The sequence below is a fragment of the Macrococcus brunensis genome, from assembly GCF_022343725.1.
Taxonomy (GTDB): domain Bacteria; phylum Bacillota; class Bacilli; order Staphylococcales; family Staphylococcaceae; genus Macrococcus; species Macrococcus brunensis.
On the sequence record NZ_CP092179.1, the window covers coordinates 1610933 to 1636261 of the forward strand.

General features: G+C 42.3%; 24 protein-coding genes, 8 tRNA genes, 1 pseudogene and 1 riboswitch. Of the genes and pseudogenes, 8 read left to right on the top strand and 25 right to left on the bottom strand.

Features of this window, described 5'->3' with window-relative positions; genetic code table 11:
• Window positions 1–52 precede the first annotated feature (52 nt).
• The 3 genes and pseudogenes from MGG13_RS08375 to MGG13_RS08385 form a co-directional block, all read left to right on the top strand.
• On the top strand, window positions 53–2317 hold the full coding sequence (locus MGG13_RS08375; protein WP_239034593.1) for a 5'-nucleotidase C-terminal domain-containing protein: 2265 nt from the start codon (window positions 53–55) through the stop codon (window positions 2315–2317).
• 118 nt (window positions 2318–2435) lie between these two features.
• Window positions 2436–2606 carry a hypothetical protein gene (locus MGG13_RS08380; protein WP_165983058.1) on the top strand — a complete coding sequence of 57 codons (171 nt, stop codon included), beginning with the start codon at window positions 2436–2438 and terminating at the stop codon, window positions 2604–2606.
• 156 nt (window positions 2607–2762) lie between these two features.
• Window positions 2763–4445, top strand: a pseudogene (locus MGG13_RS08385) (IS1182 family transposase); the annotation flags it as partial.
• Here MGG13_RS08385 and MGG13_RS08390 read toward each other — a convergent pair.
• Together MGG13_RS08390 and MGG13_RS08395 are read right to left on the bottom strand one after the other, a co-directional pair.
• A complete protein-coding gene (locus MGG13_RS08390) occupies window positions 4432–5271 on the bottom strand; it encodes an aldo/keto reductase (protein ID WP_133431267.1) in 840 nt (279 codons plus the stop codon). The pseudogene MGG13_RS08385 and the gene MGG13_RS08390 sit on opposite strands and share 14 nt — an antisense overlap.
• Before the next feature lie 87 nt (window positions 5272–5358).
• Window positions 5359–6276 carry a nuclease-related domain-containing protein gene (locus MGG13_RS08395; RefSeq protein WP_133431268.1) on the bottom strand — a complete coding sequence of 306 codons (918 nt, stop codon included), beginning with the start codon at window positions 6274–6276 and terminating at the stop codon, window positions 5359–5361.
• Between the two features lie 193 nt (window positions 6277–6469).
• Here MGG13_RS08395 and MGG13_RS08400 point away from each other — a divergent pair, with 193 nt between their 5' ends.
• Entirely contained in the window at window positions 6470–6664 is a 195-nt protein-coding gene (locus MGG13_RS08400; RefSeq protein WP_133431269.1) for a hypothetical protein, read from the top strand.
• Between the two features lie 27 nt (window positions 6665–6691).
• On the opposite strand, the gene MGG13_RS08405 is transcribed toward MGG13_RS08400, so the two are convergent.
• On the bottom strand, window positions 6692–7330 hold the full coding sequence (locus tag MGG13_RS08405; RefSeq protein ID WP_133431270.1) for a FusB/FusC family EF-G-binding protein: 639 nt from the start codon (window positions 7328–7330) through the stop codon (window positions 6692–6694).
• Window positions 7331–7393: 63 nt separating this feature from the next.
• On the bottom strand, window positions 7394–8587 hold the full coding sequence (gene metK / locus MGG13_RS08410) for a methionine adenosyltransferase (protein WP_239034594.1): 1194 nt from the start codon (window positions 8585–8587) through the stop codon (window positions 7394–7396).
• Between the two features lie 101 nt (window positions 8588–8688).
• A riboswitch (SAM riboswitch) is annotated at window positions 8689–8788 on the bottom strand.
• 189 nt (window positions 8789–8977) lie between these two features.
• Between metK and pckA the strand changes: the two genes are divergently transcribed.
• Window positions 8978–10561: a phosphoenolpyruvate carboxykinase (ATP) gene (gene pckA, locus MGG13_RS08415; protein WP_239034595.1), complete on the top strand. Its 1584-nt coding sequence runs from the start codon at window positions 8978–8980 to the stop codon at window positions 10559–10561.
• Between the two features lie 201 nt (window positions 10562–10762).
• On the opposite strand, the gene MGG13_RS08420 is transcribed toward pckA, so the two are convergent.
• Both MGG13_RS08420 and MGG13_RS08425 read right to left on the bottom strand, forming a co-directional pair.
• The gene (locus MGG13_RS08420; RefSeq protein WP_239034596.1) at window positions 10763–11530 is read right to left on the bottom strand and encodes an alpha/beta hydrolase family protein; all 768 of its coding nucleotides are present in this window, start codon (window positions 11528–11530) and stop codon (window positions 10763–10765) included.
• On the bottom strand, window positions 11530–11961 hold the full coding sequence (locus MGG13_RS08425; protein WP_239034597.1) for an NUDIX domain-containing protein: 432 nt from the start codon (window positions 11959–11961) through the stop codon (window positions 11530–11532). The genes MGG13_RS08420 and MGG13_RS08425 overlap by 1 nt, the downstream gene beginning before the upstream one ends.
• A gap of 113 nt (window positions 11962–12074) precedes the next feature.
• Here MGG13_RS08425 and yidD point away from each other — a divergent pair, with 113 nt between their 5' ends.
• Window positions 12075–12305: a membrane protein insertion efficiency factor YidD gene (gene yidD, locus MGG13_RS08430; protein ID WP_239034598.1), complete on the top strand. Its 231-nt coding sequence runs from the start codon at window positions 12075–12077 to the stop codon at window positions 12303–12305.
• A 310-nt stretch (window positions 12306–12615) separates the two neighbouring features.
• Window positions 12616–13719 carry an IS30 family transposase gene (locus MGG13_RS08435; RefSeq protein WP_239034581.1) on the top strand — a complete coding sequence of 368 codons (1104 nt, stop codon included), beginning with the start codon at window positions 12616–12618 and terminating at the stop codon, window positions 13717–13719.
• Here the strand turns inward: MGG13_RS08435 and MGG13_RS08440 are convergent.
• From MGG13_RS08440 to MGG13_RS08475, 8 genes are all read right to left on the bottom strand, one after another.
• Window positions 13673–14149 (bottom strand): DUF2812 domain-containing protein, encoded by a 477-nt coding sequence (locus tag MGG13_RS08440; RefSeq protein ID WP_239034599.1) that lies wholly within the window; start codon window positions 14147–14149, stop codon window positions 13673–13675. The genes MGG13_RS08435 and MGG13_RS08440 overlap by 47 nt on opposite strands.
• Window positions 14146–14466, bottom strand: a complete 321-nt coding sequence (locus tag MGG13_RS08445; protein WP_239034600.1) for a PadR family transcriptional regulator — start codon at window positions 14464–14466, stop codon at window positions 14146–14148. The genes MGG13_RS08440 and MGG13_RS08445 overlap by 4 nt, the downstream gene beginning before the upstream one ends.
• A gap of 112 nt (window positions 14467–14578) precedes the next feature.
• Window positions 14579–15583, bottom strand: coding sequence for an enolase C-terminal domain-like protein (locus tag MGG13_RS08450; protein WP_239034601.1), 1005 nt, complete (start codon window positions 15581–15583; stop codon window positions 14579–14581).
• On the bottom strand, window positions 15528–16916 hold the full coding sequence (gene menE / locus MGG13_RS08455; RefSeq protein WP_239034602.1) for an o-succinylbenzoate--CoA ligase: 1389 nt from the start codon (window positions 16914–16916) through the stop codon (window positions 15528–15530). The genes MGG13_RS08450 and menE overlap by 56 nt, the downstream gene beginning before the upstream one ends.
• 64 nt (window positions 16917–16980) lie before the next feature.
• Complete coding sequence (gene menB / locus MGG13_RS08460; RefSeq protein ID WP_239035704.1) at window positions 16981–17802, bottom strand: 1,4-dihydroxy-2-naphthoyl-CoA synthase; 822 nt, start codon at window positions 17800–17802, stop codon at window positions 16981–16983.
• Window positions 17792–18574 (bottom strand): 2-succinyl-6-hydroxy-2,4-cyclohexadiene-1-carboxylate synthase, encoded by a 783-nt coding sequence (gene menH, locus MGG13_RS08465; RefSeq protein WP_239034603.1) that lies wholly within the window; start codon window positions 18572–18574, stop codon window positions 17792–17794. Before menH ends, menB begins: the two co-directional genes overlap by 11 nt.
• Window positions 18567–20204: a 2-succinyl-5-enolpyruvyl-6-hydroxy-3-cyclohexene-1-carboxylic-acid synthase gene (gene menD / locus MGG13_RS08470; RefSeq protein ID WP_239034604.1), complete on the bottom strand. Its 1638-nt coding sequence runs from the start codon at window positions 20202–20204 to the stop codon at window positions 18567–18569. Before menD ends, menH begins: the two co-directional genes overlap by 8 nt.
• The gene (locus MGG13_RS08475) at window positions 20201–21433 is read right to left on the bottom strand and encodes an isochorismate synthase (protein WP_239034605.1); all 1233 of its coding nucleotides are present in this window, start codon (window positions 21431–21433) and stop codon (window positions 20201–20203) included. Before MGG13_RS08475 ends, menD begins: the two co-directional genes overlap by 4 nt.
• 143 nt (window positions 21434–21576) lie before the next feature.
• On the opposite strand from MGG13_RS08475, the gene MGG13_RS08480 reads away from it, so the two are divergent.
• Entirely contained in the window at window positions 21577–22497 is a 921-nt protein-coding gene (locus MGG13_RS08480; RefSeq protein ID WP_239034606.1) for a 1,4-dihydroxy-2-naphthoate polyprenyltransferase, read from the top strand.
• 33 nt (window positions 22498–22530) lie between these two features.
• On the opposite strand, the gene MGG13_RS08485 is transcribed toward MGG13_RS08480, so the two are convergent.
• The 11 genes from MGG13_RS08485 to MGG13_RS08535 all read right to left on the bottom strand — a co-directional run bounded on the left by MGG13_RS08485 (window position 22531) and on the right by MGG13_RS08535 (window position 25175).
• Window positions 22531–22806, bottom strand: a complete 276-nt coding sequence (locus tag MGG13_RS08485; RefSeq protein WP_133432848.1) for a hypothetical protein — start codon at window positions 22804–22806, stop codon at window positions 22531–22533.
• 18 nt (window positions 22807–22824) lie between these two features.
• Window positions 22825–23301: a PH domain-containing protein gene (locus MGG13_RS08490; RefSeq protein WP_133432847.1), complete on the bottom strand. Its 477-nt coding sequence runs from the start codon at window positions 23299–23301 to the stop codon at window positions 22825–22827.
• A gap of 104 nt (window positions 23302–23405) precedes the next feature.
• Window positions 23406–23494 (bottom strand) — tRNA-Ser (locus MGG13_RS08495).
• Between the two features lie 42 nt (window positions 23495–23536).
• Window positions 23537–23608: transfer RNA gene (locus tag MGG13_RS08500), tRNA-Glu, on the bottom strand.
• A tRNA-Asn gene (locus MGG13_RS08505) sits at window positions 23609–23683 on the bottom strand.
• A gap of 7 nt (window positions 23684–23690) precedes the next feature.
• Window positions 23691–23764 (bottom strand) — tRNA-Gly (locus MGG13_RS08510).
• Between the two features lie 10 nt (window positions 23765–23774).
• Window positions 23775–23847 (bottom strand) — tRNA-His (locus tag MGG13_RS08515).
• 6 nt (window positions 23848–23853) lie between these two features.
• Window positions 23854–23929 (bottom strand) — tRNA-Phe (locus MGG13_RS08520).
• 4 nt (window positions 23930–23933) lie between these two features.
• Window positions 23934–24009 (bottom strand) — tRNA-Asp (locus MGG13_RS08525).
• A gap of 8 nt (window positions 24010–24017) precedes the next feature.
• Window positions 24018–24091 (bottom strand) — tRNA-Met (locus tag MGG13_RS08530).
• A gap of 205 nt (window positions 24092–24296) precedes the next feature.
• Window positions 24297–25175, bottom strand: coding sequence for a ketopantoate reductase family protein (locus MGG13_RS08535; protein ID WP_239034607.1), 879 nt, complete (start codon window positions 25173–25175; stop codon window positions 24297–24299).
• Window positions 25176–25329 lie beyond the last annotated feature (154 nt).

Here is a 25329-nt window from a genome sequence, read left to right on the forward strand (position 1 = left end):
GAAATTTATTATGATAATAAAGTAAATTATTATTTAATAGGAGGATTCATTTGTGAAGAAAATCAGCTTGTTCCTTGCCTTTATCCTGATTCTTTCTCTCTTTGTTTCAGGACAGAACGTATCTGCAGCTGTAACACCAACGACAGAAGCACCATCAACTGAAGTACCGACTACTGAAGTACCATCAACTGAAGCTGTGTCGACAGAAGCAGTATCCACAGAAGCACCAACGACTGAAATTCCGTCGACAGAAGCGCCGACAACTGAAGTTGCAACAACTGAAACAGTATCAACAGAAGCTCCAACAACTGAAATCCCTACAACTGAAGTGGCGACTACTGAAGCACCCGCTCAGGTAACATTTGTTCCTGATACAACAACTGAAAAAGAAGTGACTATCCTGCATACCAATGACATTCATGGTCGTCTGGATGCAGAACCAGGACGCGTTATCGGAATGGCGAAAGTAAAAACTGTCAAAGAGCAGGAACAACCGACTTTAATGCTTGATTCAGGAGATGCCTTCCAAGGGCTTCCGCTTTCAAACTATTCTAAAGGCGAAGATATGGCTAAAGCGATGAACGCTGTTGGTTACGATGCAATGACAGTCGGTAACCATGAATTTGATTTTGGGTTTGAACAAGCGATGCATTACAAAGACTTACTGAATTTCTCTATTATCAGTTCTAATATCTATAAAGACGGCAAATCTGTCTATGCGCCTTCTACAATCGTAGAAAAAGATGGTATCAAGTTTGGTATCATCGGTGTTACGACGCCTGAAACAGCAACTAAAACACATCCAAATAACATTGTAGGCGTGACGTTCCTCGATCCTCTTGCATCTGTTACAGCAGAGATGGAAAAGTTAAAAGGTCAAGTTGATTCATTCATCATTCTGAGTCATTTAGGGATTGATACAGCAACTAAAGAAATCTGGAGAAGCAGTTATTTAGCAGACCAGTTAGCAGCGAACAAATCATTCCAGAATGATTCTATCGTTTTACTCGATGGTCATTCTCACTCAGTCATTGAGCACGGTATGGTCAATGGCAATACATTACTCGCTCAGACGGGTACAGCACTTGCTAACATCGGTAAAGTGACTTACACACTTGACGGCTCTAAACTAGAAGCGAAAATGATCACAGAAGCAGAAACAGCGAATCTAGTAGGTGACGCTGAAATCAACGCAATCGTTAATGATGCAAAAACTAAATTCAATACATTAACGTCTGAAGTGGTCTTCCGCAATCCAGTGACACTTCAAGGTGAGCGTGAATATGTGCGTACAATGGAAACAAACTTAGGAAATGCCATTGCTGACGCGATGGAAAAATATGCACAGACTGGTTTCGCAGCAAGAGGTGATTTCGCAGTCACAAATGGTGGCGGTATCCGTGCAAGCATCGAAGGTAACAAAGACGTGACGATGGGCGACATCATCAAAGTGCTGCCTTTCGGTAACCGTATCAGTCAGATTCAAGTATCAGGTCAAAATGTTCAAGCGATGTTCGAACATGCATTAAGCGCACCTGTCGTTGAGAAAAACGGTAAAACAGGCCTGGATGCAAATGGTGGATTCCTCCAAGTGTCTGAATCAGTACGCGTACACTTCGATTTATCTAAACCAGCAGGTGAACGTGTTTATGGTATTGAAATCTACGATCCTGCACTGAAACAATTCGTTCCACTTGATATGAACAAAATTTATAACGTGACAACGAACGACTTCACAGCAGCGGGCGGAGATGGTTATACTATGCTCGGCGGTGCACGTGAAGAAGGTCCTTCACTTGATGTTGTATTTGCTAATTACTTAAAAACAGCTGATATGACTAAATACGAAACAACTGAACCTATCCGTATCATGCCAGGAGACGCAGCAAGCTATGTACCTCCAGTTGTTTCAACTGAAGAACCGGCTACTACTGAGGAACCGGCTACTACTGAAGAGCCGGCTACTACTGAAGAACCAGCTACTACTGAAGAGCCAGCTACTACTGAAGAGCCAGCTACTACTGAAGTGCCGGCTACTACTGAAGAGCCGGCTACTACTGAAGAGCCAGCTACTACTGAAGAGCCGGCTACTACTGAAGTACCATCAATTGAAACACCAACTAAAGAAGTTCAGCAGCCAGCAGCTGTAATGACAACTTCTACTCCATCACCAGCAGCCCACACTAAAGAAGTGACTTCTACAGAAAAAGAAGAAGGACTTCCAACAACAGGTGAACACCAAGGTGCCCCAATCGCCGCTGGTGGTTTACTCCTTGCAGGTGCTTATATGGTTTACCGTAATCGTAAAGCAGCTTAATCAATAAAAGTGCAGATAAACCCCTGTTTATCTGCACTTTTTTATTTTATTCAAGAATGAAGATATAAATTTCACTATTATGGGTAGAGATTATAAACAAAGTGAAAGGATGATATTCATGGCTGAAGATCAAAAAGAGAAAACATTAAGAGAATTAGATGAACATAAAGAAGAAACAGGTATCAAATATACAGATACACAGGAAAATACAAAAGAAGCGGCGCCTGGTGTCGTTCAAAGTGGTTCAGATAGCATTAAGACAACGCCAAGTGTAAACGGCGACAAATAAAAATGAGTCTGGGACATAAATAACTAAATCTACGATTTATCTACTCGACTCAAAAGAAAAACGGAAATTCCTGTATGGAATTTCCGTTTTTAAGTGCAAAAAAAGAAGCTCTCTTTTATAATGTAGTCACCACAACAACAGAAAAGGAGCCTCTTTATGTATAAAAATTATAACACAAATCAACTCATTCTGCCATTGGACACTCGTATCTTGTTCGGAGATAAAGATTTATGTGCCATCATTCATGATCTAGTTGAATCAATACCAGAAAGTCAGTATTCAAAATACTATAACTCCCGAGGAGCTTCCTCGTACCATCCCAAGATGATGCTTAAGATTATTCTTTATTCATATACACAGTCTGTTTTCTCAGGCAGACGGATTGAAGCCTCTCTTAATGACAGCATTAGAATGATGTGGTTGTCTCAGGAACAGAAGCCTTCCTATAGAACCATCAATCGCTTTAGAGTTCATCCGGTGATGGATGACCTACTGAAAAATTTGTATACTAATTTCAGAGCTCAGCTAACTGAAAACAATCTGATAGATGAGGATGCCATCTTTATAGATGGAACAAAAATTGAAGCAAACGCAAATAAGTATTCATTCGTATGGAAGAAGACTGTTCTCAATAATCAGTCCAAAGCTGTGACCAGAGCCCGGCTTATCTATGAGGATCTCTATGAAAATGAAATCATTCAGGAGATAAAGAACGAAATGGATGAAGAATTTAATATTGATGATACCCCGTATGTCGACGAAGCTCTCACAGAGAAAATCGAAGATTTAACACATAAAATGGAGCAGAGCGACGATTCAGAGGAAAGAAAAAGTATCAGAAAAGAGAGAACATCATTAAAGGCTGGGCAAAAAGAAATTAGAGCGATCTTTGAAAGAAATAAAAAATATGAGGGACAGCTCAAGATATTAGGAGAAAGAAACAGCTATTCTAAGACTGACCATGATGCCGTGTTTATGCGTATGAAGGATGATCATATGAGGAATGGTCAGTTGAAAGCCGGATATAATATTCAAATTGCCACTAACAACCAGTTCGTTCTCGCATACGATGTCTTTCCAAACCCTACAGATACTAAGACACTGATTCCATTTCTGAATACATACAAAGCGCTCTATCATAAATTTCCGCAACACATAGTGGCTGATGCTGGTTATGGAAGTGAAAGTAACTATGAAATACTTATAGATGACCTGCAGGTCATCCCGCTCATTCCTTTCAATATGTATGTAAAAGAGCAGTCTCCAGGCTACAGAAAAGATCGATTTAACACTTTTAACTGGAAGTATCATGAATTGGAGGATGCCTTTATATGTCCTCAGAATCATCCACTCCCTTTTAAAGATTATAGTGTGAGAAAAAATGGTGATAAAGAGCAAGTATCAAAGGTCTATCAATGCGATATGTGTCAGGAATGTCCATTGAAGACCCAGTGTATTTCAGCACAAGCAGCCGGAAACAAGAAAATCTTCAGGAATAATAACCTGGAGTACTTTAAAGAATACACAAGACAAAAGCTTTCAGATCAGGAAACTGGTAACATCTATGCGCGTCGCAAGATAGATGTCGAACCAGTATTTGGATATCTGAAGGCTATTTTGGGGTTCACTCGAATGTCAGTTCGAGGAACTGCCAAAGTAAAAAAAGAAATTGGTATCGCCTTAATGGCAGTAAATATAAGAAAAATGGCTGCCGTAGGCGGTCAGATTATCTGTAAAAATCATAAAAAGACGAAAAAAATGTTGAAATCACATTTTCTTCGTCTTTTTTTACTACCCAGAACTATTTATGTCCCAGACTCATTTTTTAGTGTCCGTTATATTCAGCTGGATCCGGTCCGTTGCGGCGGTCTTCATTCAACTGATCCAGTTCATATAAATCTTCTTTTGTCAGCTCGAAATCAAAAATATTTAAATTCTCTTCAATACGGCTTGGTGTCACTGATTTCGGAATAATCACGACATCTTTTTCGATGTTCCAGCGGATGATGATCTGTGCTGGTGATTTACCATGTTTCTCTGCGATATTCATCACGACTTCATTCGTCAGTATTTCACCATTCATCAGTGGAGACCAGGATTCAGCCACAATAAACTTTTCTTTTAGATAGTCACGCAGTTCCTGCTGATTTAAATAAGGTGTGAACTCTATCTGGTTGATGACAGGTTTTACAGATGCTTCTTCAAGCAAGCGGTCTAAGTGCTCGATATTGAAGTTACTGACACCGATATTGCGCACTTTACCGTCATTATATAGTTTCTCTAAGCCTTTCCAGCTGTCGATATAGAGCTGTGTATCCTGACCCGGCCAGTGGAGTAAATAAAGGTCTGCATAATCAAGTCCGAGACGATCAAGTGATGCCTGATAAGCTGTCTGAGATTCTTCATAACCGTAGTCATCCAGCCATAGTTTGGTGGTGATGAATAAATCTGCCCGGCTGATGCCGGCTGCTTCTATTCCTTGACGAATGCCTTCGCCGACTGACTGCTCGTTATCATAGATACGTGCTGTATCAATACTTCTATACCCCGATACAATAGCATGCTTGACTGCTTCTACTAGTTCCTGACCTTCTTCTACGCGGAAAGTACCGAGACCTACTTTCGGCATCGTATTGCCATTATGAAACGTCACTGTTTGTTCCATCTTCCAACACTCCTTCATTCATTAATAATCCTCTATACCCTTTCATGAACCATAATAAAACAAGGCGGTCAGAAGGACCGCCTTGTTTTATGGGTTAAATCGTTCTATTTCATCCAGCATATGTGCCAGTTCTTCGACAGAATACTGGAAGCGACCGTGGAAGACATATTTCTCAAAGAATGTTTCTAACTCGTCTTCACCGACGATGACTTTAACATTTTTATCACGGGAATAGTTATCCATCGTGCCCGCGTCATGGCCCTCTTTATTGAAATACATGATAGGCGTTACCGGGTATTGCAGATGCAGTGTTTCCTGCAGCAGCTCTGCTCGACGTTTTAAATCTTCGATATTATGGTTCAGTGATTTGAAGTAGACCACATCACGTTCTGCATCACGCTCCATTGCGATGGTCTGTTCGATATATTTATCCAGGTCAAGCAGACTGAATACATGCTCAAACATTGGGTCAACTGAAAACTGTGACTGGTCCACACCATGATAGATATGGCCTTTCCAGTAATGAGACTCTAGTAAATAGACACCTGTACGTGTCATCACAAGATGGGCAAGGCGCTCTGTCCGTTTTAAATCACGGCCAGGCAGAAAGATATTGGCAAGTACATGCATATCTTCCGGACGAATGCGTTCATTGCGCACAAGACGGTCTTTCAGTTGAATCAGCGTGAAGTCCGTCAAATATTCACCGCCATCTTTTGTCAGCAGCTTCAGACTATCAATCTGTGTTGCTTTCTCTGACAGTTTATTGTTCAATTCTTGACGTTCAGCGTCAAAAGCCTCAGCCTGCGCTGCTTTTTCTTTAGCCGCCTGTTCTTCGAGTGAAGTAGTCAGAGACTGACGCTCTGATTCATGGCGTGCTGCCAGTTCTTCCTGGTCACGTTTACGTTTAGAGTTTGCCATCAACCACAGCACAAGGAAAATCAATGCCAGTACAGCAAGCGCAATCAGCCCGTAATGCAGGGGTGTTAATTCAGATAAGTTCATATATCTTCTCCTTCTTTAGTGTCTTACTCATATTATAAAGAAGTTTAGCGGGAACTTCAGTAATTTTCATATATAAATTCATATAGACTTTCGCTTTAAAATTTCTTCTGTTATTTTAAAGTTTAGTTTTACACCAGATGGGTATGGATGATTAACCTCACCTGAGGAAAACTTTATGATAGGAGCCAATTTCATGACAAACTATAAGAAGTTCTTACTGACAGGTGCATTTGCTTCTGCTTTATTACTCGGTGCTTGTGACAGTGCAGAAGAAAATCAAGCAGAAAAAACAGAAGACTCAGCTGAAGAAGTTGAAGATAACACTGAAAACGATTCAGTGGAAGATTCTGCTGAATCTGTAGAAGACGCTGCTGACGAACAGGAATAATTCAAAAGGAGGCTTTCGCCTCCTTTTTTATTTTGAAATGTGATCGACAAAATCATAAAGATGCTGGATATCATCCAGATTATCATTACAGACTTCGCTGTGATGACAGATGTAATCCCCTTTTTTTGTATAAGTGCCGTCAGCGGATGCTTTCGTCTTGTTCAAGAACAATGAAACGTCTGATTCTTTGTTGCAGATTTTGCAGAAACCTTTTACTTTAGTCGGTGAAAGTTCACCGTAGATCCCATGTAGCTGCTCATCCTGGTCTTTATAAATGATGAATTTGCGATGCGCTGAAACATCGTTCCAGCCGATATAGCTGATGAGCTGTGTGTCGATTGTTTCAGGATTCGGCACTTTCAGTTTCTTCACTTTCTTGAATAACCGTTCCATCTCATTCTGCGAAGGCATCTCGAAAGGTTCCACATATTGTTTTAAATGATGCAGCACTTGTTCTGCCTTCGCTTTAGACAACTGTTTATCATCTAGTTTCATAACTTCTTCTTTAACATCGATGTCGTGTACTGAGAAGACTGCCTCTATTTCGTCAAGCAACCGCTCCTGTTCTGCCTTATTCGTTCTAAGATCATTTGTCTTATAAATTCTTAAGAGCTGTCTGACATGGTTCTTTACTTTTATGTAGTCATACACTTTAATCTGATTCATATCAGTTCCTCATTTCACAAAAATAGACAGGAAGCCTGTGCTTCCTGTCTTCATTATACGCTATTATTTTGCTAAAGCAGATTTCAGTGCCTCTACTTTATCGGTCTGTTCCCATGGTAACTGTACATCTGTACGGCCGAAGTGACCGTAAGCCGCTGTCTGTTTATAGATTGGACGACGGAGGTCAAGCATCTTGATGATACCTGCTGGACGTAAGTCGAATGTGCTGCGGACTGCTTCTACAAGTTCCACTTCAGAATACTCGCTCGTACCGAATGTATCAACTGAAATTGACACTGGATGTGCCACACCAATCGCATAAGCAAGCTGTACTTCTGCTTTATCTGCAAGACCAGCTGCGACGATGTTCTTCGCTACGTAACGTGCTGCGTAAGCGCCTGAACGGTCAACTTTCGTCGCATCCTTACCAGAGAATGCACCGCCACCGTGACGTGCATAGCCACCATAAGTATCAACAATAATCTTACGGCCTGTTAAACCAGCATCCCCTTGAGGTCCACCGATAACGAAACGGCCAGTCGGGTTGATGAAGTATTTTGTTTCTTCGTCGATCAGATCAGCTGGTACGACAGGTTTGATAACGTGTTCTTTAATATCCGCCTGAATCTGCTCAAGCTCAATTTTCTCGTGGTGCTGAGAAGAGATAACGATTGTATCGACGCGTTTAGGTTTGTTGTTCTCGTCATACTCAACAGTAACCTGTGTTTTACCGTCCGGACGTAAGTAATCAAGCGTGCCGTTCTTACGCACTTCTGTTAAACGACGCGCAAGTTCATGAGATAAAGAGATTGGAAGAGGCATTAAGCTCTCTGTTTCATTACATGCGAAACCAAACATTAATCCTTGGTCACCCGCACCGATTGATTCGATATCTGAATCAGATAAGTCTTCACGGTCTTCAAGCGCACGGTCAACACCTTGTGCGATATCAGGAGACTGTTCATCGATTGCTGTTAAAACAGCCATCGTCTGGAAGTCATAACCGAATTTAGCACGCGTATAACCGATTTCTTTAACTGTTTCACGTACGACTTTCGGGATATCAACATAAGTAGAAGTTGTGATTTCGCCGGCGATTAATGCCATACCTGTAGTGACTGATGTCTCACATGCCACACGTGCTTTAGGGTCTCCTGTAAGAATAGCGTCTAAGATTGCGTCAGAAATCTGGTCTGCAATTTTATCCGGATGTCCTTCTGTTACTGATTCAGAAGTAAATAATTTACGATCTGTCATAGATAATTTCTCCTTTTATATATATGATTACGGTTCAATCCATAGAAAAAAGCCTTTCCCTACAGTTAAGAGAGAAAGGCTCGAAAATACAAGTCCATTCACTCTTATCGTTCAGAATAACTCTGCAAACGGTTTGGCACCTTACTTAAAAGGTTGCTGGGCTTCAAAGGGTCCATGTCCCTCCACCACTCTGGATAAGAGAATCCGCAAGTAAGATAATACTAAACTTTGTGTAAACCGTCAACATGTTTAACTTAAATCTCAAAATGAATTATTTTTATGAATTTTCAAACATTAAATATGTGAGATGGCATATAATTTTCATTATGCTATACTTATGAGTGAAAATGCTTACATCAGCATATCAATCAATAAATGGGGGATTATTTTATGAGTGCAAATTACACGGCAGAAGTCAGACAACTGCTGGAAAAACCGTCTACGTTAAAACAGTTATCACGTACGCAGCTGATAAATGAAATCATTCTGAATAACGAAGGCGAATTAACTGAATCAGGTGCTGTGCGTACTGAAACAGGTAAATATACAGGTCGTTCACCAAAAGACCGCTTTATCGTACGCGAGGCAGATACAGAAGATAAAATTGACTGGGGTGCTGTCAACCAGCCGATTGAAGAAGAAGTCTTCCTGAAATTAGTCGATAAAGTGCTGAACTACTTAAATGAAAAAGAAAAAGTATATGTTTTTAACGGCTATGCAGGGGCAAGCAAAGCGTCACAGTTAAAATTACAGGTTATCAATGAACTCGCCTGGCATAATATGTTCGCCCGTACCATGTTCATCCGTCCTGAAACAAAAGAAGAAGGACTTGCTATTGATCCGGAATTCACCATTATCTCTGCGCCTCATTTCAAAGCAGATCCAGCAGTAGATGGCACAAAATCAGAAACATTCATCATCACAAGCTTCAAACATAAAATCATCTTAATTGGTGGTACTGAATATGCCGGCGAAATGAAAAAAGGAATTTTCGGTGTCATGAATTACTATTTACCGGTTCAAGGCATCATGAGCATGCACTGTTCAGCAAACGTCGGTGAAAATAAAGATGTTGCCTTGTTCTTCGGTTTATCAGGAACAGGTAAAACAACATTGTCAGCAGACCCTCAGCGTAAACTGATTGGTGATGATGAGCATGGCTGGAACGATGAAGGCGTCTTTAACATCGAGGGTGGCTGCTATGCGAAAACAATCAACTTAACACGTGAGAAAGAACCTCAGATCTACGATGCTATCCGTTACGGTGCAATTTTAGAGAACGTTAAATTAGAAGAAGACGGTACACCTGATTACTCTGACAAGTCACTGACAGAAAACACACGTGCCGCTTATCCGATTGAAAACATCGATAATATCGTTCTGCCGTCTTATGCAGGACATGCAAAAACAATCATCTTCTTAACAGCAGATGCGTTCGGTGTCCTTCCTCCGATCTCTAAATTGACAAAAGAACAGTCAATGTATCATTTCTTAAGTGGATTCACATCTAAACTTGCCGGTACTGAGCGCGGTGTAACAAGTCCGCAACCTGTATTCTCAACATGCTTCGGTTCACCATTCTTACCACTGCATGCAACGGTTTACGCGAACATGTTAGGTGACCTGATAGACAAGCACGGCGTTAAAGTATACCTCGTCAACACTGGCTGGACAGGCGGGGAATATGGTGTCGGTAGCCGTATGAACCTTAAATATACACGTTCAATGATTCGTCGTGCGATCAGCGGCGGCCTTGAAGATGTAGAATACGTACAAGACGATATTTTCGGCTTAAACATTCCTAAAACAGTCCCTGGCGTGCCATCTGAGCTATTAATGCCTCGTAATACATGGGTATCAGACGATGCTTACGACGAAACAGCAACAAAACTTGCAAAAATGTTCCAGGAGAACTTCAAGCAGTTCGAATCACCTGAAATAGAAGAAAAAGGCGGCTTCAAATACCGCGGATAATATATCAAAATCCCCTTCACTGCTCGATGCAGCGAAGGGGATTTTTTTTGCGAGGATTGACTGAGGCTTGGTGCAATTATCTGTTTTTTTGCACCAGCTTTCCTCGAGAATTGGTGCAATTATCTGTTTTTGCACCAGCTTTCCGTCGGACTTGGTGCAATTACCTGTTTTTGCACCAGCTTTCCTCGAGACTTGGTGCAATTAAGTTTTTCTATTCTGTTCCACCTTATTCATCCACTCTTGAATCTTTCCTAAAATATCTCGTTCATTCGGCGGAGTAAAAACATGACCTTCTCCTTCATAAATATGCAGCTCATATGGGACATCGAGTTCCTTCAATCTCTTCTCCAGTATATAAGCGTGTTCAATTCCTACCTGCATATCATCGGTACCATGAATAATCATGACAGGCGGGCTGTCTTCAGTCACATGCATATAGCCGTTACGCTTATTATAGCCCTCATGATCAACATCCGGTTTCCCAATCAGTCGTTTCATCATGCCTCTCAAATCAGGTCGTTCTTCGTACATATAGTAGATATCACTGACTCCGCCCCACGAAATAAATGAAGTCGCACCAACATCCTGATAAGTCAGAAGTCCTTGGATACCCCCTCTTGAGAAGCCAATTAGATGAATAGGCAGGTCACCATACTGTCTTCTAAGTTCCCGGACTAGCGCGCGGACATCTTCCAGGTCAGCACCACCAAACTCATCTTTTCCCTGTCCTTTTGTCCCGCGGTAATAAGGTCCTACTACTAGCGTCTGACTATTCGCAAACTGCATGAGACGCACGGGTCTTACCATGCCGACGCCCCCCTTCCCCCCGCGCAGATAAATAACGATGCGTTCAGGTGCAGAATGGTCAAGAAGCATCGCGGTCACTTCCAGATCATCAGACTGATAAGTCACTTCATAAAATCCCCTGTCAAAATAATCTGCTGCTACTCGTGTTTTACTGAGCCACATTACATCATCTCCCGAACGATATATTGGATACAATCATCCATCAGAAGGCGGCTCTTTTCAGATTCCGCTACTTCATCAAGTGAATCGACAATGACCGGACCATCCGTCTCATGATAATACGTCTGTCCATTGATTCCAGTAATTTCAGCTTTAAAAACATCTTTTGTAAATGGTTTTTCCGTCATTACAGTATAACTCGTTACATACTGTAAATTCCCAACAGCACCGGTTTCCTCAAATAATTCACGATGTGCCGCTTCTATAGACGACTCCCCTTTCTCTCTTTTGCCACCTGGAAATTCAATGCCACGCTCTTTATGCTTTGTCAGTAAATATTGATTGTCTACAAAAGGGATGATCAATACATGATGATGTACAGGTTCATCTGTCTTCAAAACTACTGTATTCCCTTCAACATCCTTAAATTCCATCGTCTTACCTCACACTCAGTCTTTTCTTTAGTTTATCATAGTAAGCATTAGAACTGAAAAGTGCATGCAACTGCTCTATAATTAATGAAACACGACTTAGAAGGAGAACTAAAATGAAACAAATCCTGCTCGCCATCATCCGTTTCTACCGCAGCTATATCTCGCCGATGACACCGCCCACCTGTCGTTTTCACCCTACATGCTCGCAGTACGGCATGGAAGCCATCGAGACACATGGCGCATTAAAGGGCAGCTATCTGACAACAAAACGGATATTAAAATGTCATCCATTCCATCCAGGCGGCTTCGATCCAGTACCGCCGAAAGAAGAGCATAAACATTAAAAACCACTCAATATCGAGTGGTTTTATTTTATCAATACTGTACTCTATTGTTTTCTTTCAGTTTTCTAATATTCAAGTACATTTTATATGAAACAAGTCCAATGAAAAGCGTAACACATAATGATAGGATACCCACGATTGAACTCCAAGTATTCGGTGTATTTTGACCAATACTTAAATTAGGTAAGTTATACAATCAAGTTAGCCATCTATGGTGGAAGAGACATTAATTATTTATAAAAAAAATACGCCATGACGAATTCATGTTAATATTGTAGTTCTCACACCGACAATAAAGGAATGAATTCGTATGACGCATATCAATGGTAACACGAAAACCGTTAAGGGCAAACACCTTTCTAGAGACGAACGAATCATCATACAGACGTTGATCAATGAAGGATATTCAAACAGACAAATAGCCGGCAAGCTTGGCAGAGCGCCGCAGACCATCAATAACGAAGTGAAGCGTGGCACCTACACTCAAAAGAGCCAGCAGGTACAGAATAATAAGACCTATACCTACTACAAGTGCGTCTATTCACCTGATCTTGCTCAGGATAGATACTTTGAAAATCGTATCAAGTCGGGACGTCGTCCTCTCCCTATTACAGATAATCCCTTTGTTGAATGGGCCGATAATCTGATGATACATCAGGAGATGTCTCCGGCTTCCGTTATTATGCTGGCTAAAAAGGCTAAACTTTTTCCGGAAAGATTCATACCCTGCATCAAGACACTCTATAACTGGATTGACAGAAAACTGATAAAGACACGTAATATCAATCTCCTGATGAAATTGAAGCTTAAGACTAAGAAGCCGACAGGCTTTACTCGTATCAATAAAAAAGTACTGGGTCAATCTATCGAGCTGCGACCTCATGCAGTGGATACACGCACGACCTTCGGACATTGGGAGATAGATACTGTAGTCGGTCAGAAGTCTGCGGAAGATCAGGTACTCCTCACCATGGTTGAGAGAAAAAGCCGATATGAACTTATCTTAAAGATTGATGGTAAACAAAGTTATCATGTAGTCAATGCACTACGCCGTCTGATAAAGGAAACTGGGGATGCTTTCCCTAAGATATTTAAATCCATTACATCAGATAATGGACCTGAATTCAGCGGTCTTTCTGAATGCCTCGGGGGATTATCAGAAGTTTACTTCACTCATCCCTACGCCTCTTGGGAAAGAGGTACGAAAGAAAATCAGCACAGATTTATTCGCCGGCATATTCCTAAGAGCATCCCCATTTCAACCGTAACAGATTCTACTGTCCACAAAATCCAGGAATGGATGAACAGATATCCACGTATGATACTAGATGGACAGTCAGCGATGGAAGTGTTTTTGAAGGAACTAATCAAAGAGAACATACTAAGTGAATCCCTAGGATTCTATATGAACTAAATTTGTCAGGGTGGCTAACTTGTAATTGCAATTTAGAAATACTTAAATTAGAATAAGCAGAAAATAAATTCATAAGCAAGAATACAAGCAACATCTTCAGTATATTTGATAAATGTTTAATTCTTGATTCATTATCCGAAAACATTTCAAACTTAGGTTCTCCAGGAATATTTTCTTTTCGGAAGTAGCCCCAGTTAGATAAAGTATCGACATGTTCAATATCCATATCTTTCATGAACTCTATAAAGTTTTCCTTGTTTTGATCCATGAAGACCATGCGTACCGTCTCATCTTTTGTAGTTTCTTTAAATGTATACTTCCCAAAGCTGACTTTTTCCAATCGATAGCCTTGTGATGCCATCTCATTCAACCAGTCTTCTTCTTTCTGATAATTATGCACCCAAAACCATTTATGCACTACTTTAGTCATCGACCATCACCTCTTAAGAATTTTTCGCCATTCAAGCTCAGTTCTTTTAATCTTAGAATTTCTTCCTCAATCACTTCTCGCCCCAGATGCGTTAAAACATATTCTTTTTTTCCTTTAGGACCATCTTCACTGACAAGTTCGATCCAGTCCTTTTTAATCAAGTTATTCAATGCGCCGTATAAAGTTCCTGCCGCCATATTAATGCGATTGTTTGAAAGGATTTTTATGTTCTGTATAATGCCGTACCCGTGAAGTGGTTCGTCCAGTGATAGCAAAATATAATACACACTTTCTGTTAATGCTGATTGATTAATCATATCGTCATCCTTTATATCGTTTATCTATATATCGTATAACGATATATTATCGCTTATTTACTTAATTTGCGAGACAAAATAAAAAAGCATTAATCTTTTTAGGATTAATGCTTTAATCAAGCTTATTTAACCGACTCGCATCTACTTCCGGGAATGTCATCGTCAGTTTGCCATTCTCTACGTGTTCGTCATATACACTATAATCTTCCGCAAAATACGTGCCACGCGGCGTGACGTCTGGGATGGTGCCACATGTGCTCGCTAACGTCGCTGTGAAGTATTTACTGAGTCCATACTCATACATGCCGCCGACAATCACTCGGAGATCGGGTATCGCTTCTTTAATCGCGAGTATGGGATAGCCTCCACCCAGTCTCGCATATTTTGCGATGATAGTCTTCACACCGGCTCCGTAGTATTTAAGAATCTGATCGATACTTGATGCTGATTCATCTATCGCGAGTGGCAGGTGCTGGTTGTCAGCATAGAGTCTGAAGTCGCTGAAAGGTTCCTCAAAATAATCGATATCATACGCCATCAATGCTTCGAGTGTCGGAATGTCTTCCACGACCAGGCTGCCGTTTGCGTCTATCGCAATATTGATATCAGGGTAAGTGGCTCTGACCTTCTTAACCACATCTATTACGTCTTCACTCCACTTAATCTTCACACGATTCTCAAGATTCATAGAATGACCACTGTGGAGTGTGTAACCTAACGGCACAGTGACCGCTGATCGTTCATTCAGGCTTTGCCAGCCGATATAATCAAACAGTGCCATTGCATGCGGTGTACTCTGAAAAGGAGCCAACAATGCGCCGAGTTCCGCGTAATCCTGCCATTCAATTTCTTTAATCCGTTTATAAATTCGCTCGACAGACTGATAAACAACATCTATTGTCTCATCATGATACCAGTCTGTTTCGAACGCATTCGATTCTGCAAAATAAGTCTGATCATCTACCTCAAGTGATATCACCAGCACTTTTCTCGTCTCAAGGTCTGCTTTCACCGTCTTGATCGGTGACTTAAAGGGTGCCTCAAAAGTATAGTACTGCAGATTACTGAATTTCATCGAGCAGCCATTCTTTGACGAGGTGTCTGGAAATCTTGCCATTGCTGGTACGGTGCAGCTGCTTGATGCGTTTATAGAGAACCGGTCTTTTATATTTCGCAATCTCTTGCAGTGTTTCTGTTATCTTCGCGTCCAGATCACTGTCACTTTCATAGACGAGTGCAGGCACCTCGCCCCATTTAGCATCCGGGATACCGACGACAGAGCATGCACTGATATCAGGAATACTCAAGATGAGCTGTTCAATTTCACTCGGATAGATATTTTCACCACCTGATATAATCAGGTCTTTCCGGCGGTCTAAGACATAAAGGTAACCATTTTTAATATGACCGACATCGCCAGTCATAAAATAATCGCCGCTGAATGCCGTGTCGTTCGCCCCTTCCGGGTAAAGATAGCCCTTCATGACGTTGTCACCGCGTACCAGTATCTCTCCAGCGCCGTTCAGCGGTGCCGCCACTTTAATATCATCTGTCACAGGCCCGACTGAATTCGGATGATTCACCATATCGGTAGGTGATGCCGTGATAAATTGCGAAGCGGTTTCAGTCATGCCGAATGAAGTATAGACAGGCAGGTCCCGTTTCAGACATTCTTCGAGTGTACGGTCATCGAGCTTCGCCCCGCCGATCAACAGTCCTTCAAGTTTATGGCGCTCAAGGCCTGCTTCCAGTAACCACTCGAGTGTCTGCGGAACGAGTGAGATATGTGTAATTTCGTCTTCAGCTATTGATTGATTGATGGCATTCGCATCAAATTTATCAAACAGTACGATTGTAAAGCCGTCCATCACACTTCTTACAAGCACACTGAGTCCTGAAATGTGGTAGAGCGGTAAAGCGAGCAGCCATTTAGAGTCTCTGTCAAACGGAAAACTGATTTTACAGCGTTCTGCACTCGCAACATGGTTCAGGAAAGTGTGCGGTACGGCTTTTTGAACACCGGTTGTTCCTGAAGTGAACATGATGGACATGATATCCTCGGGATTATAGGTTGTAACTGCTGAGCGTTCTGCCATTCCCTTAAATAACGTTTCAGGCATAATGCAGCTAAGCGATGTGTAGTTGTTCTCTGTGATGATGATGCTGACGCCAATAGAATCAAGCTGACGTTTTACTTCTGATTCTGTCAGATGCGTATTGATCAGCACCATCTCTATATGAGCAAGTACAATGGCGTGCATGATAATAACGGAATTCAGCTGGTTCGTCGGCTGAACTGCAATCCGACTGGGAAGTTCCATTTCAAGGAGCTGATCTTTCACAGCGCTTGCCTGTTCATATAATTCGGCAAAGGTCAGTGTACTCTCATTAAACTTCACTGCAATGTGGTCCGGGCGTTCTTTTGCTTGTTTTACTAAATTATGTTGCACTGACCTTCTCTCCTTTAACTTTAAAATACGCGCATGCTTTAGAAGCAGACGCGTAAAATAGAACTTATGGGAATTTAGGGAACTGATCGAAGTCCGGCTGACGTTTTTCTTTGAATGCGTCACGACCTTCTTTCGCTTCATCTGAAGTATAGTAAAGTAATGTTGCGTCACCAGCAAACTGCTGCAGACCTGCTAATCCATCTGTATCTGCATTCATTGCTGCTTTCAGGAAACGAAGCGCTGTTGGTGAATGCTGAAGAATTTCTTTACACCATTTCACTGTCTCGTCTTCAATATCAGCTAAAGGTACAACTGTATTGACTAAGCCCATATCAAGCGCTTCCTGTGCGTTGTACTGGCGGCATAAGTACCAGATTTCACGCGCTTTTTTATGTCCGACGATACGAGCAAGGTAACCAGAACCGTAACCTGCATCAAATGAACCGACTTTAGGACCTGTCTGACCGAAACGAGCATTGTCAGCAGCAATTGTTAAGTCACAGACGATATGAAGGACATGTCCGCCACCGATCGCATAACCACGAACCATCGCGATAACCGGTTTAGGGATGACACGAATCAAACGCTGTAAATCAAGTACATTTAAACGTGGAATGTTATCATCGCCTACGTAGCCACCGTGACCGCGGACTTTCTGGTCACCACCAGAACAGAATGCCATATCGCCTTCACCTGTTAAGATGATGACACCGATACGCTGGTCGTCACGTGCACGAGAAAACGCATCGATCATTTCCATTACTGTGTTAGGTGTGAATGCATTACGAACGTGAGGACGGTTAATCGTGATTTTACCGATTCCCTCGAAGTATTCATATTTAATTTCTTTGTATTCTTTAACTGTTTCCCAGACTCTAGACATGATATGCCTCCTTAATGAATTCTAATACTATTGTATCAAAAATTTCGGGATGTTCCACATGAATTGAATGGCCTGCACTCACTTCGATGTGCCGGCTGTCTTTAATACGCTGTGCCATATCTATATTGATGGTTTTAAATTTCTGGTCCAGTGTGCCTGTCAGCAGCAGCACCGGACAATTAAGCTCTGCTAGTTCAGGCCATAAATTCGGCTGACTGCCTGTCCCGTAGTCCATAAGTGCTTTCTTAAGACCAGCCGGTTCCTGACTTCTTCTGATCGTGCTGAGTTTCTGCTGTTGCGCTTGATTAAGGGGCACTGCAGGCTTAAAGAGCGGTAAGTTCTCCCAGTGCTGCACGAACTGCTCATAATCCAGTAAAATTTTATCGCCGCGTGCCTGATCTATTCGCTTTCGTTCTTCCCGTTCTTCAGCGAGCTTAAGTCCAGGTGACGCACTTTCCAGGATGATTCCTTGAACCGGATGCTTCAATGCATAGTAAAGGGCAATCCGGCCGCCCATAGAATAACCATAAAGTAGCACCTGCTTATAGTTTTCACGCGGGATAATTGCATGCAATTTTTCAGCAATCCAGTCAAAAGACCACTTCTCTGTTCTATCACTTTCGTCAGCGCCATGACCGGGCAGGTCAATCCTTGAAATATCAGTCTTATGGCGCAGTCGCTGAACTGCTTCAGTATAAGTACGGCTGTCACCCATAAAGCCATGCAGCATGACAAGAAGCGTATCATGACCCTCTCTTGTCCAGAAGCTATTCATTGAGTGCCGCCTTCGCTTTCAGATATAAGTCCTGATGCGCCTCGTAGTTGGCATTCCGGTCTGTTCTGACCTCGAAAAGCACATGCGTCTCTTCAGGTAACTTCATATTCTCATCTGCCAGTTTATATTCCAGGTCATATAATGCAGCGACATGGCTGAAATCAAGACCGAGCGGCGTGCCATATAATCGCTCAAACAGTGCTTCCTCCTTACGCTGCGGCAAGTAGCTGAATATACCGCCGCCATCATTATTCAGCACGATCACCCGTATATTCGAGCGTTCAAGCTTATGCATAATCAGCCCATTCATATCATGATACATCGAAATATCGCCGATGAAGAGATTGACTGTCTGATGTGCCGCCATGCCGAGCGCTGTTGAGACCACTCCGTCTATACCGTTGGCACCACGATTACAATAAGCACGACCGCGCTGCATAAACGTATCACCGTCTCGTATCGGCATACTGTTGCCAAAGAAAATCACTTCATCATCAGGAATCTGCTGCAGCAGTTTAGCGACTGCTGTCCCCTCGTCTGTAACCGTGTCAACATGCGACTCAATAACTTCAGAAAGTAGATGGTCTAACTGCCGGAACTTAACTACCAGATCGTTTTTCACATCTACTTTAAGATTAAGCATGGATTTAAAATAGGCGTCCGGCTGCATATTAAAGTGGTACTGTGGCACGACTGGAAACGTATCAGGTTCACTTTTCTCCTGCACTAATATCTGCGGACATAGCTGCTTCGTCAGCCACTGGTTGAGCTGCTTCGAAACAACCGGCTTACCGACGCGAATAATATAATCCGGGCGGATCGTCTGCTGACTTTTAAATAGTGTATCTGCTGTCCTGATGAGGTGAGGATGTTCAATCCCTCTAAGCTGACTCAGCACATCGGCAAGAACCGGCAGCTTGAACTGCTCAGCTACTTCCATTACATAGTCAAGTTTCTGATGCTGGCAGTCGCCGACAACCATAACGCCGTTTCCTGCTGCAAAGAGCGCGCTGAGAGAACTCAAATCCACCGTCCGTTCTTCTTCAAAAGTAATGACCGGTTCAGGTGCCAGCAGTTCGACTGCAGTCAAGTCCGGAATCAGGGGTTCACGGAACGGCACATTGAAATGGACTGGTCCTCTGTCAGACCCTGTAAAGTAATGCGAAGCCTGCAGCATGGTTGCCTCAATCAAATCATGAGGTGCCTCGTATAGATCAGCCAGCGGAAAATCGATGTCGAACTTGACGAAGTTTGAGTACATTCGCACTTGATCGATTGCTTGAGGCGCTCCGACATTTCTCAGTTCATGCGGGCGGTCACCAGTCAGGACAACAAGCGGCAGCTGACTGATATAAGCTTCTGTTATTGCGGGTGTGAAGTTGCTCGCTGCTGTCCCTGAAGTACAGATAATCGCTACCGGTCTTTCCGTTGCCTTGATCAGACCAAGCGCAAAAAACGCAGCACTTCTTTCATCAGGATGAATATATGTGATTAACTCCGGATGCCTTTCACTGGCCATCGCTAGAGGGGTCGAGCGGGAACCGGGCGAAATCACCACTTCTCTTACGCCGTAATCATAAAGTCGTTTAACCAGGTGATAGACTTGTCTTGTTAATGCTTCATTTTTCATTCTGTCACTCCTAATAGCTGCAGCATCGGCTTGAATTTAGTTTCAGTTTCATCGAGCTCAGACTCAGGTATACTGTCTGCTACCACTCCGCAGCCTGCAAAGAGAACAGCAGTGTTTTCCTTGATAAGCATCGAGCGGATAGCAACGATAAATTCACCTTCAAATTCAGCTGTCACATAACCCATAGGCGCACCGTAAAAGCCGCGATCTCCTTCTGCCTGTTCAATAAATGCTGCTGCTGCCTGCTTCGGAAATCCACCGAGTGCCGGTGTCGGATGCAGCGCCTGGCTGATGTTCAGCACGTTCCCCTTTTCTATTTTTGCCGTAATCGGCGTATAGAGATGATAGACGAACTGGTTTGTCATAATCTTCGGTGAATCAGGGACGTTCATACAAGTTGTAAAAGGCTCAATATCTGCTGTGATGCTTTTGACGACAATATCATGCTCCACTAGATTTTTAGCATCCCTCAATAATTTCTGAGCGGCATGGTTAAAGCCTCTGGCCATCGTACCGGCAATCGCATTGGTTGACAGCTGGTCCGCCTTGACTTTAACCAGCTGCTCCGGTGTACGTGATACAAAGATGCTATTCTGCCCTTCCATCAGTAGAAAATAACTGTATTCATCGTTCTTCAGACCACGCTCGATCAGCCACGCGCTGTCAACCGACTCGTTCATGACCACTTTCTTCTGTCTCGATAAGACGACTTTGTCAAATTGATCAGCTTTCATCGCTTCAACTGCGGTCGCAACGTTACGAAGAAACTGCTCTTCATTCTGATTGCTGACAGACTGAATGACAGGCGCTTTGACCTCGCTAACTGAACGCCAGTTTAAGATTTCTTCTTCTGTCATATCCGTATAACTGTATGTCAGCTGGTTATTCTGGCAGAATATCTGAATCTTCGGCCAGATGAAATGGCTATGACCAAACTCGTCAAATAACGGACTGTTCCCCGCATCAAACTGAAACCCACCAAACAGGCGGATGTGATGCGGTTCTTTTGTCTGCTCAAGCAGTATCTGAAACTGCTCTGTGATCCGTTCAGGACTGCGGCTCTTCTCTTTAATCATATAAGCATGTCCGAGACCGATCAGCCATTCACTTTTATCTTTATTCATATAGAAATAACGCTCACCCTTATAGCGGGCAGCGGCCTTGAACAGCTCAGCGGGTGATTCATACGCGCCTGTCTGTTCTGTGATTTGTATATTTCCTTTCGACATACGTTCAGCTTCCTTCAAATTCTTTTTAGTCTTATCTATTTTACCATTTTTAAGTCTTCTGCGTAGGATTCTCGCTCCTGCATTGACTAAGATTTCAATAAAGCATAAAATTTAAGCAGATATGAAGGAATAGGAGCTTAAAAATGTCAGAACATCTTGCTACACAAACTGGTTTCAAAAAATATTATCATCTGATGCGTCCACATACCCTTACCGCTTCATTTGTTCCGGTACTGGTCGGAACAGCGGCAGCTAAAGTATTTGGCGATATCCGTCTCGACTTGCTCATCGTCATGCTGATTGCCTGTCTGCTGATTCAGGCGGCAACCAATATGTTCAATGAATACTTCGACTATAAACGCGGACTGGACGATCATACTTCTGTCGGTATCGGCGGCGCCATCGTTCGTAACGGGATGTCACCAAAATCCGTTTATAATCTGGCGGTCGCTTTCTATATTATCGCAGCCATTCTTGGTCTTTATATTTGCTGGCAGTCATCATGGCTTATCTTACTCGTCGGCATTATCTGTATGGCAGTCGGCTACTTCTACACAGGCGGACCTGTTCCTATCTCATGGACACCATTCGGCGAAATTTTTGCTGGTTTCTTCATGGGCTTTGTCATCATCATGATTACTTTTTATATTCACACGGGTCATTTAAGTGTCTATCCTGCTGTACTCAGCATCCCCGTGTCAATCAATATCGGTATGATCAATATGGCTAACAACATACGTGACCGTGTTAAAGACAAGATCAGCGGCCGTAAGACATTTGTCATTCTTGTCGGAAAAAATATCGCCATTATCACAATGGCCATTCTTTACGCACTCAGCTTCATCATTATTCTTTATGTGACTTTCACAAAAGATTATGGCTCACTCTTCCTGCTCATCGTTTTCCTGAGCGCGAATCTGCCAATCAAAGCGGTCAGACGCTTCTTTAAAGGTGACAAGCCAATCGAACTGATGCCTGTCATGAAAGTAACCGGACAGTTCAACACTGTATTTGGCTTTCTGCTTGCTATCGGCATCTATCTATCAGCTATTACAGGTATATAAAAAAGACCGAATCCACGGATTCGGCCTTTTTGATTAGCTGAAACGATAAAATTCAGTCATGCGGTCCGCCACAGCCTGTGCATCTTCAGCTGTCACTTCTCCTGTAAGTCCGGACTGTGTCAAATCAATTTCATATGATTTCGCATCGTAGTCCAGGATAACAGATGTGCCACGTGCAGTGATTGTTTTAGGTGCTACTTCTGCCACTTCATCTTCTTCATGATTTTCACGGTAGTCAACACCAAACTGACCTGCTTTCAGTTCTGCATATTGTACGAGTTTATCAATATTCATTTTATATTCCTTCATGATTCAGCCTCCTAAAAGTTATGACTTCTTCATTTTAATGAATTCAGTTAACTTAGGCAAATCCCTTTTAAGAATGCCACGAACGTTGTAGTTTTTCGTCCCCATATTTTTACGGGCCACTTTAAGAAATAATGAGCCATATATTTCGTCGTTATTTCCATTTTCATCTACTCGCTCAAAATCAACTTGCGCTATTTTGCTGAATTTAATCTCGTCAAAATGAATGATTTTTGAGCGCTCTTTACTATGAATCAGCATCAGGCGATCTGACAACACAAGAATCAAGCCTTTCTGATTCAGATTCAGCTGACTTGCCGAAGCATACTGAACGAGTTCATGATTCTTAATTTCAGAACAATACACTTTTAAAAGCTTAATAAAGAACCGACGTTCACTCTTTTTAATTTTTTTGAATGTTTTGGAGAACTTCTTATAAGTCAAAGGATACTCAAGCTGTTCCAGCGCCTGACGTATCGTCATTTTCTTTTTTTTCATATCATACACCAATCTTATTCAAGAATTATGTTTATTATAGCTATAAATCCTAAAAATTTCTATGTCAAAATAAAAAAGCCTTTAGAGATAAAGGCTTTGATTAACGGAGGGCAAGGGATTCGAACCCTCGAAACGCTTGTGACGTTTACACACTTTCCAGGCGTGCTCCTTCGGCCAGCTCGGACAACCCTCCATAATAAAAAAAAATCAGAAGCGATATTTCACCTCTGATATATGACCCCTACGGGATTCGAACCCGTGTTACCGCCGTGAAAGGGCGGTGTCTTAACCGCTTGACCAAGGGGCCTGGCTCCACAGGTAGGACTCGAACCTACGACCGATCGGTTAACAGCCGATAGCTCTACCACTGAGCTACTGTGGAACAATAATGGAGCGGGTGATCGGAATCGAACCGACGACATCAGCTTGGAAGGCTGAGGTTATACCATTTAACTACACCCGCATAAATAAAGGGCGACTGATGGGAATCGAACCCACGAATGTCGGAACCACAATCCGATGCGTTAACCACTTCGCCACAATCGCCAGAAATGGTGGCTCAGGACGGAATCGAACCGCCGACACATGGATTTTCAATCCATTGCTCTACCGACTGAGCTACTGAGCCATAATGGCGGTCCCGACGGGAATCGAACCCGCGATCTCCTGCGTGACAGGCAGGCATGTTAACCGCTACACCACGGGACCACTTAAAATTGCGGGAGGCGGATTTGAACCACCGACCTTCGGGTTATGAGCCCGACGAGCTACCAGACTGCTCCATCCCGCGTCAATAAAAAATGTTACTCAGCTAATATATCATTTATCTTATTTACTAGTCAATTATTAAAAAGTGTAAATAGTTAAACGTTACTGCTGCGCTGTTTTAAAAGGACTTTTTAAGTATATAAAGAAATTGTAAAGTCGTCAACAGTTAAATTTACATCCATAAAAAAATAGGGAATTCGGTCTGAACTCCCTATTCATGTCTCAATTTATTTTTCAATCTGATGGACAAGATGCGTGAGGATGTCACAGTACGGTGTTGGAATACCGAATTCCCGACCATACTCTGCCACACGGCCAGTCAGGAAATCGACTTCTGTCTTACGACCATTATGAATATCCTGATGCATAGAAGGATAATGAAGTCCGACGACATCAGGGCTGTACATCGCATGGAATTTATTCAAAGTCGCATCGAAATCAAGCTTAACACCCTTCTGTTCCCCGACTGTAATAATTTCTTTCATTAGCGGAATCAGCATATCATCGGAATGCACGTATGCACCGAACTCACCGATTTTTTTGTCAGTTACCGCACAGTAAGTATTAAAGCAGCAGTTAACGAGTGCTTTGTTCCAGATACTTGTAACGATGTCATCACTGATCTTGCCATTCAGTTTCGCTTCGTTAAAAATATCATTCAATTCTTTAACGAAATTATCTACTGTGCCATCAATACGACCGAATTCAATATTTCCTGTACCTTCAAGCGTTACTTCACCTGGACCATTGAAACCTGCAGACCACATCGTCACAGCAAGAAGAATTTTGTCATCCGCAATATATTTTCTGAGTAAGTCACCATGACCGAGACCATTCATCATGGACATGACATTAGTATCTTCCGTGATGACACCTTGATCCATCAGCTGTTTAATTTTTTCTTCAGCTGCCATTGCTTTAGTCAGAACAATCACTAAGTCTACTGGTACACTGTAATCCTTAAAGTTTCTGATTGAGACAGGGTAAGTTTCTGTTTCCCCCAGTGTATTCACTTTCAATCCGTGTTCTGTCACTGTATCTACATGCATCTGCCAATCATCTAAAAGGACAACATCCTGACCCGCCTGCGTTAAATATAAACCCACTCTGCTTCACATTGCACCTGCGCCTGCTACTGCTATTTTCATGTTATCAGTACCTTCTTTTTGTTATGTTCATTATATCACAATCTTTTATTTCACTTAATAATTTTAAGTATTAATTAAATAAATAGACACAAAAAAACCACCACGAATGTGA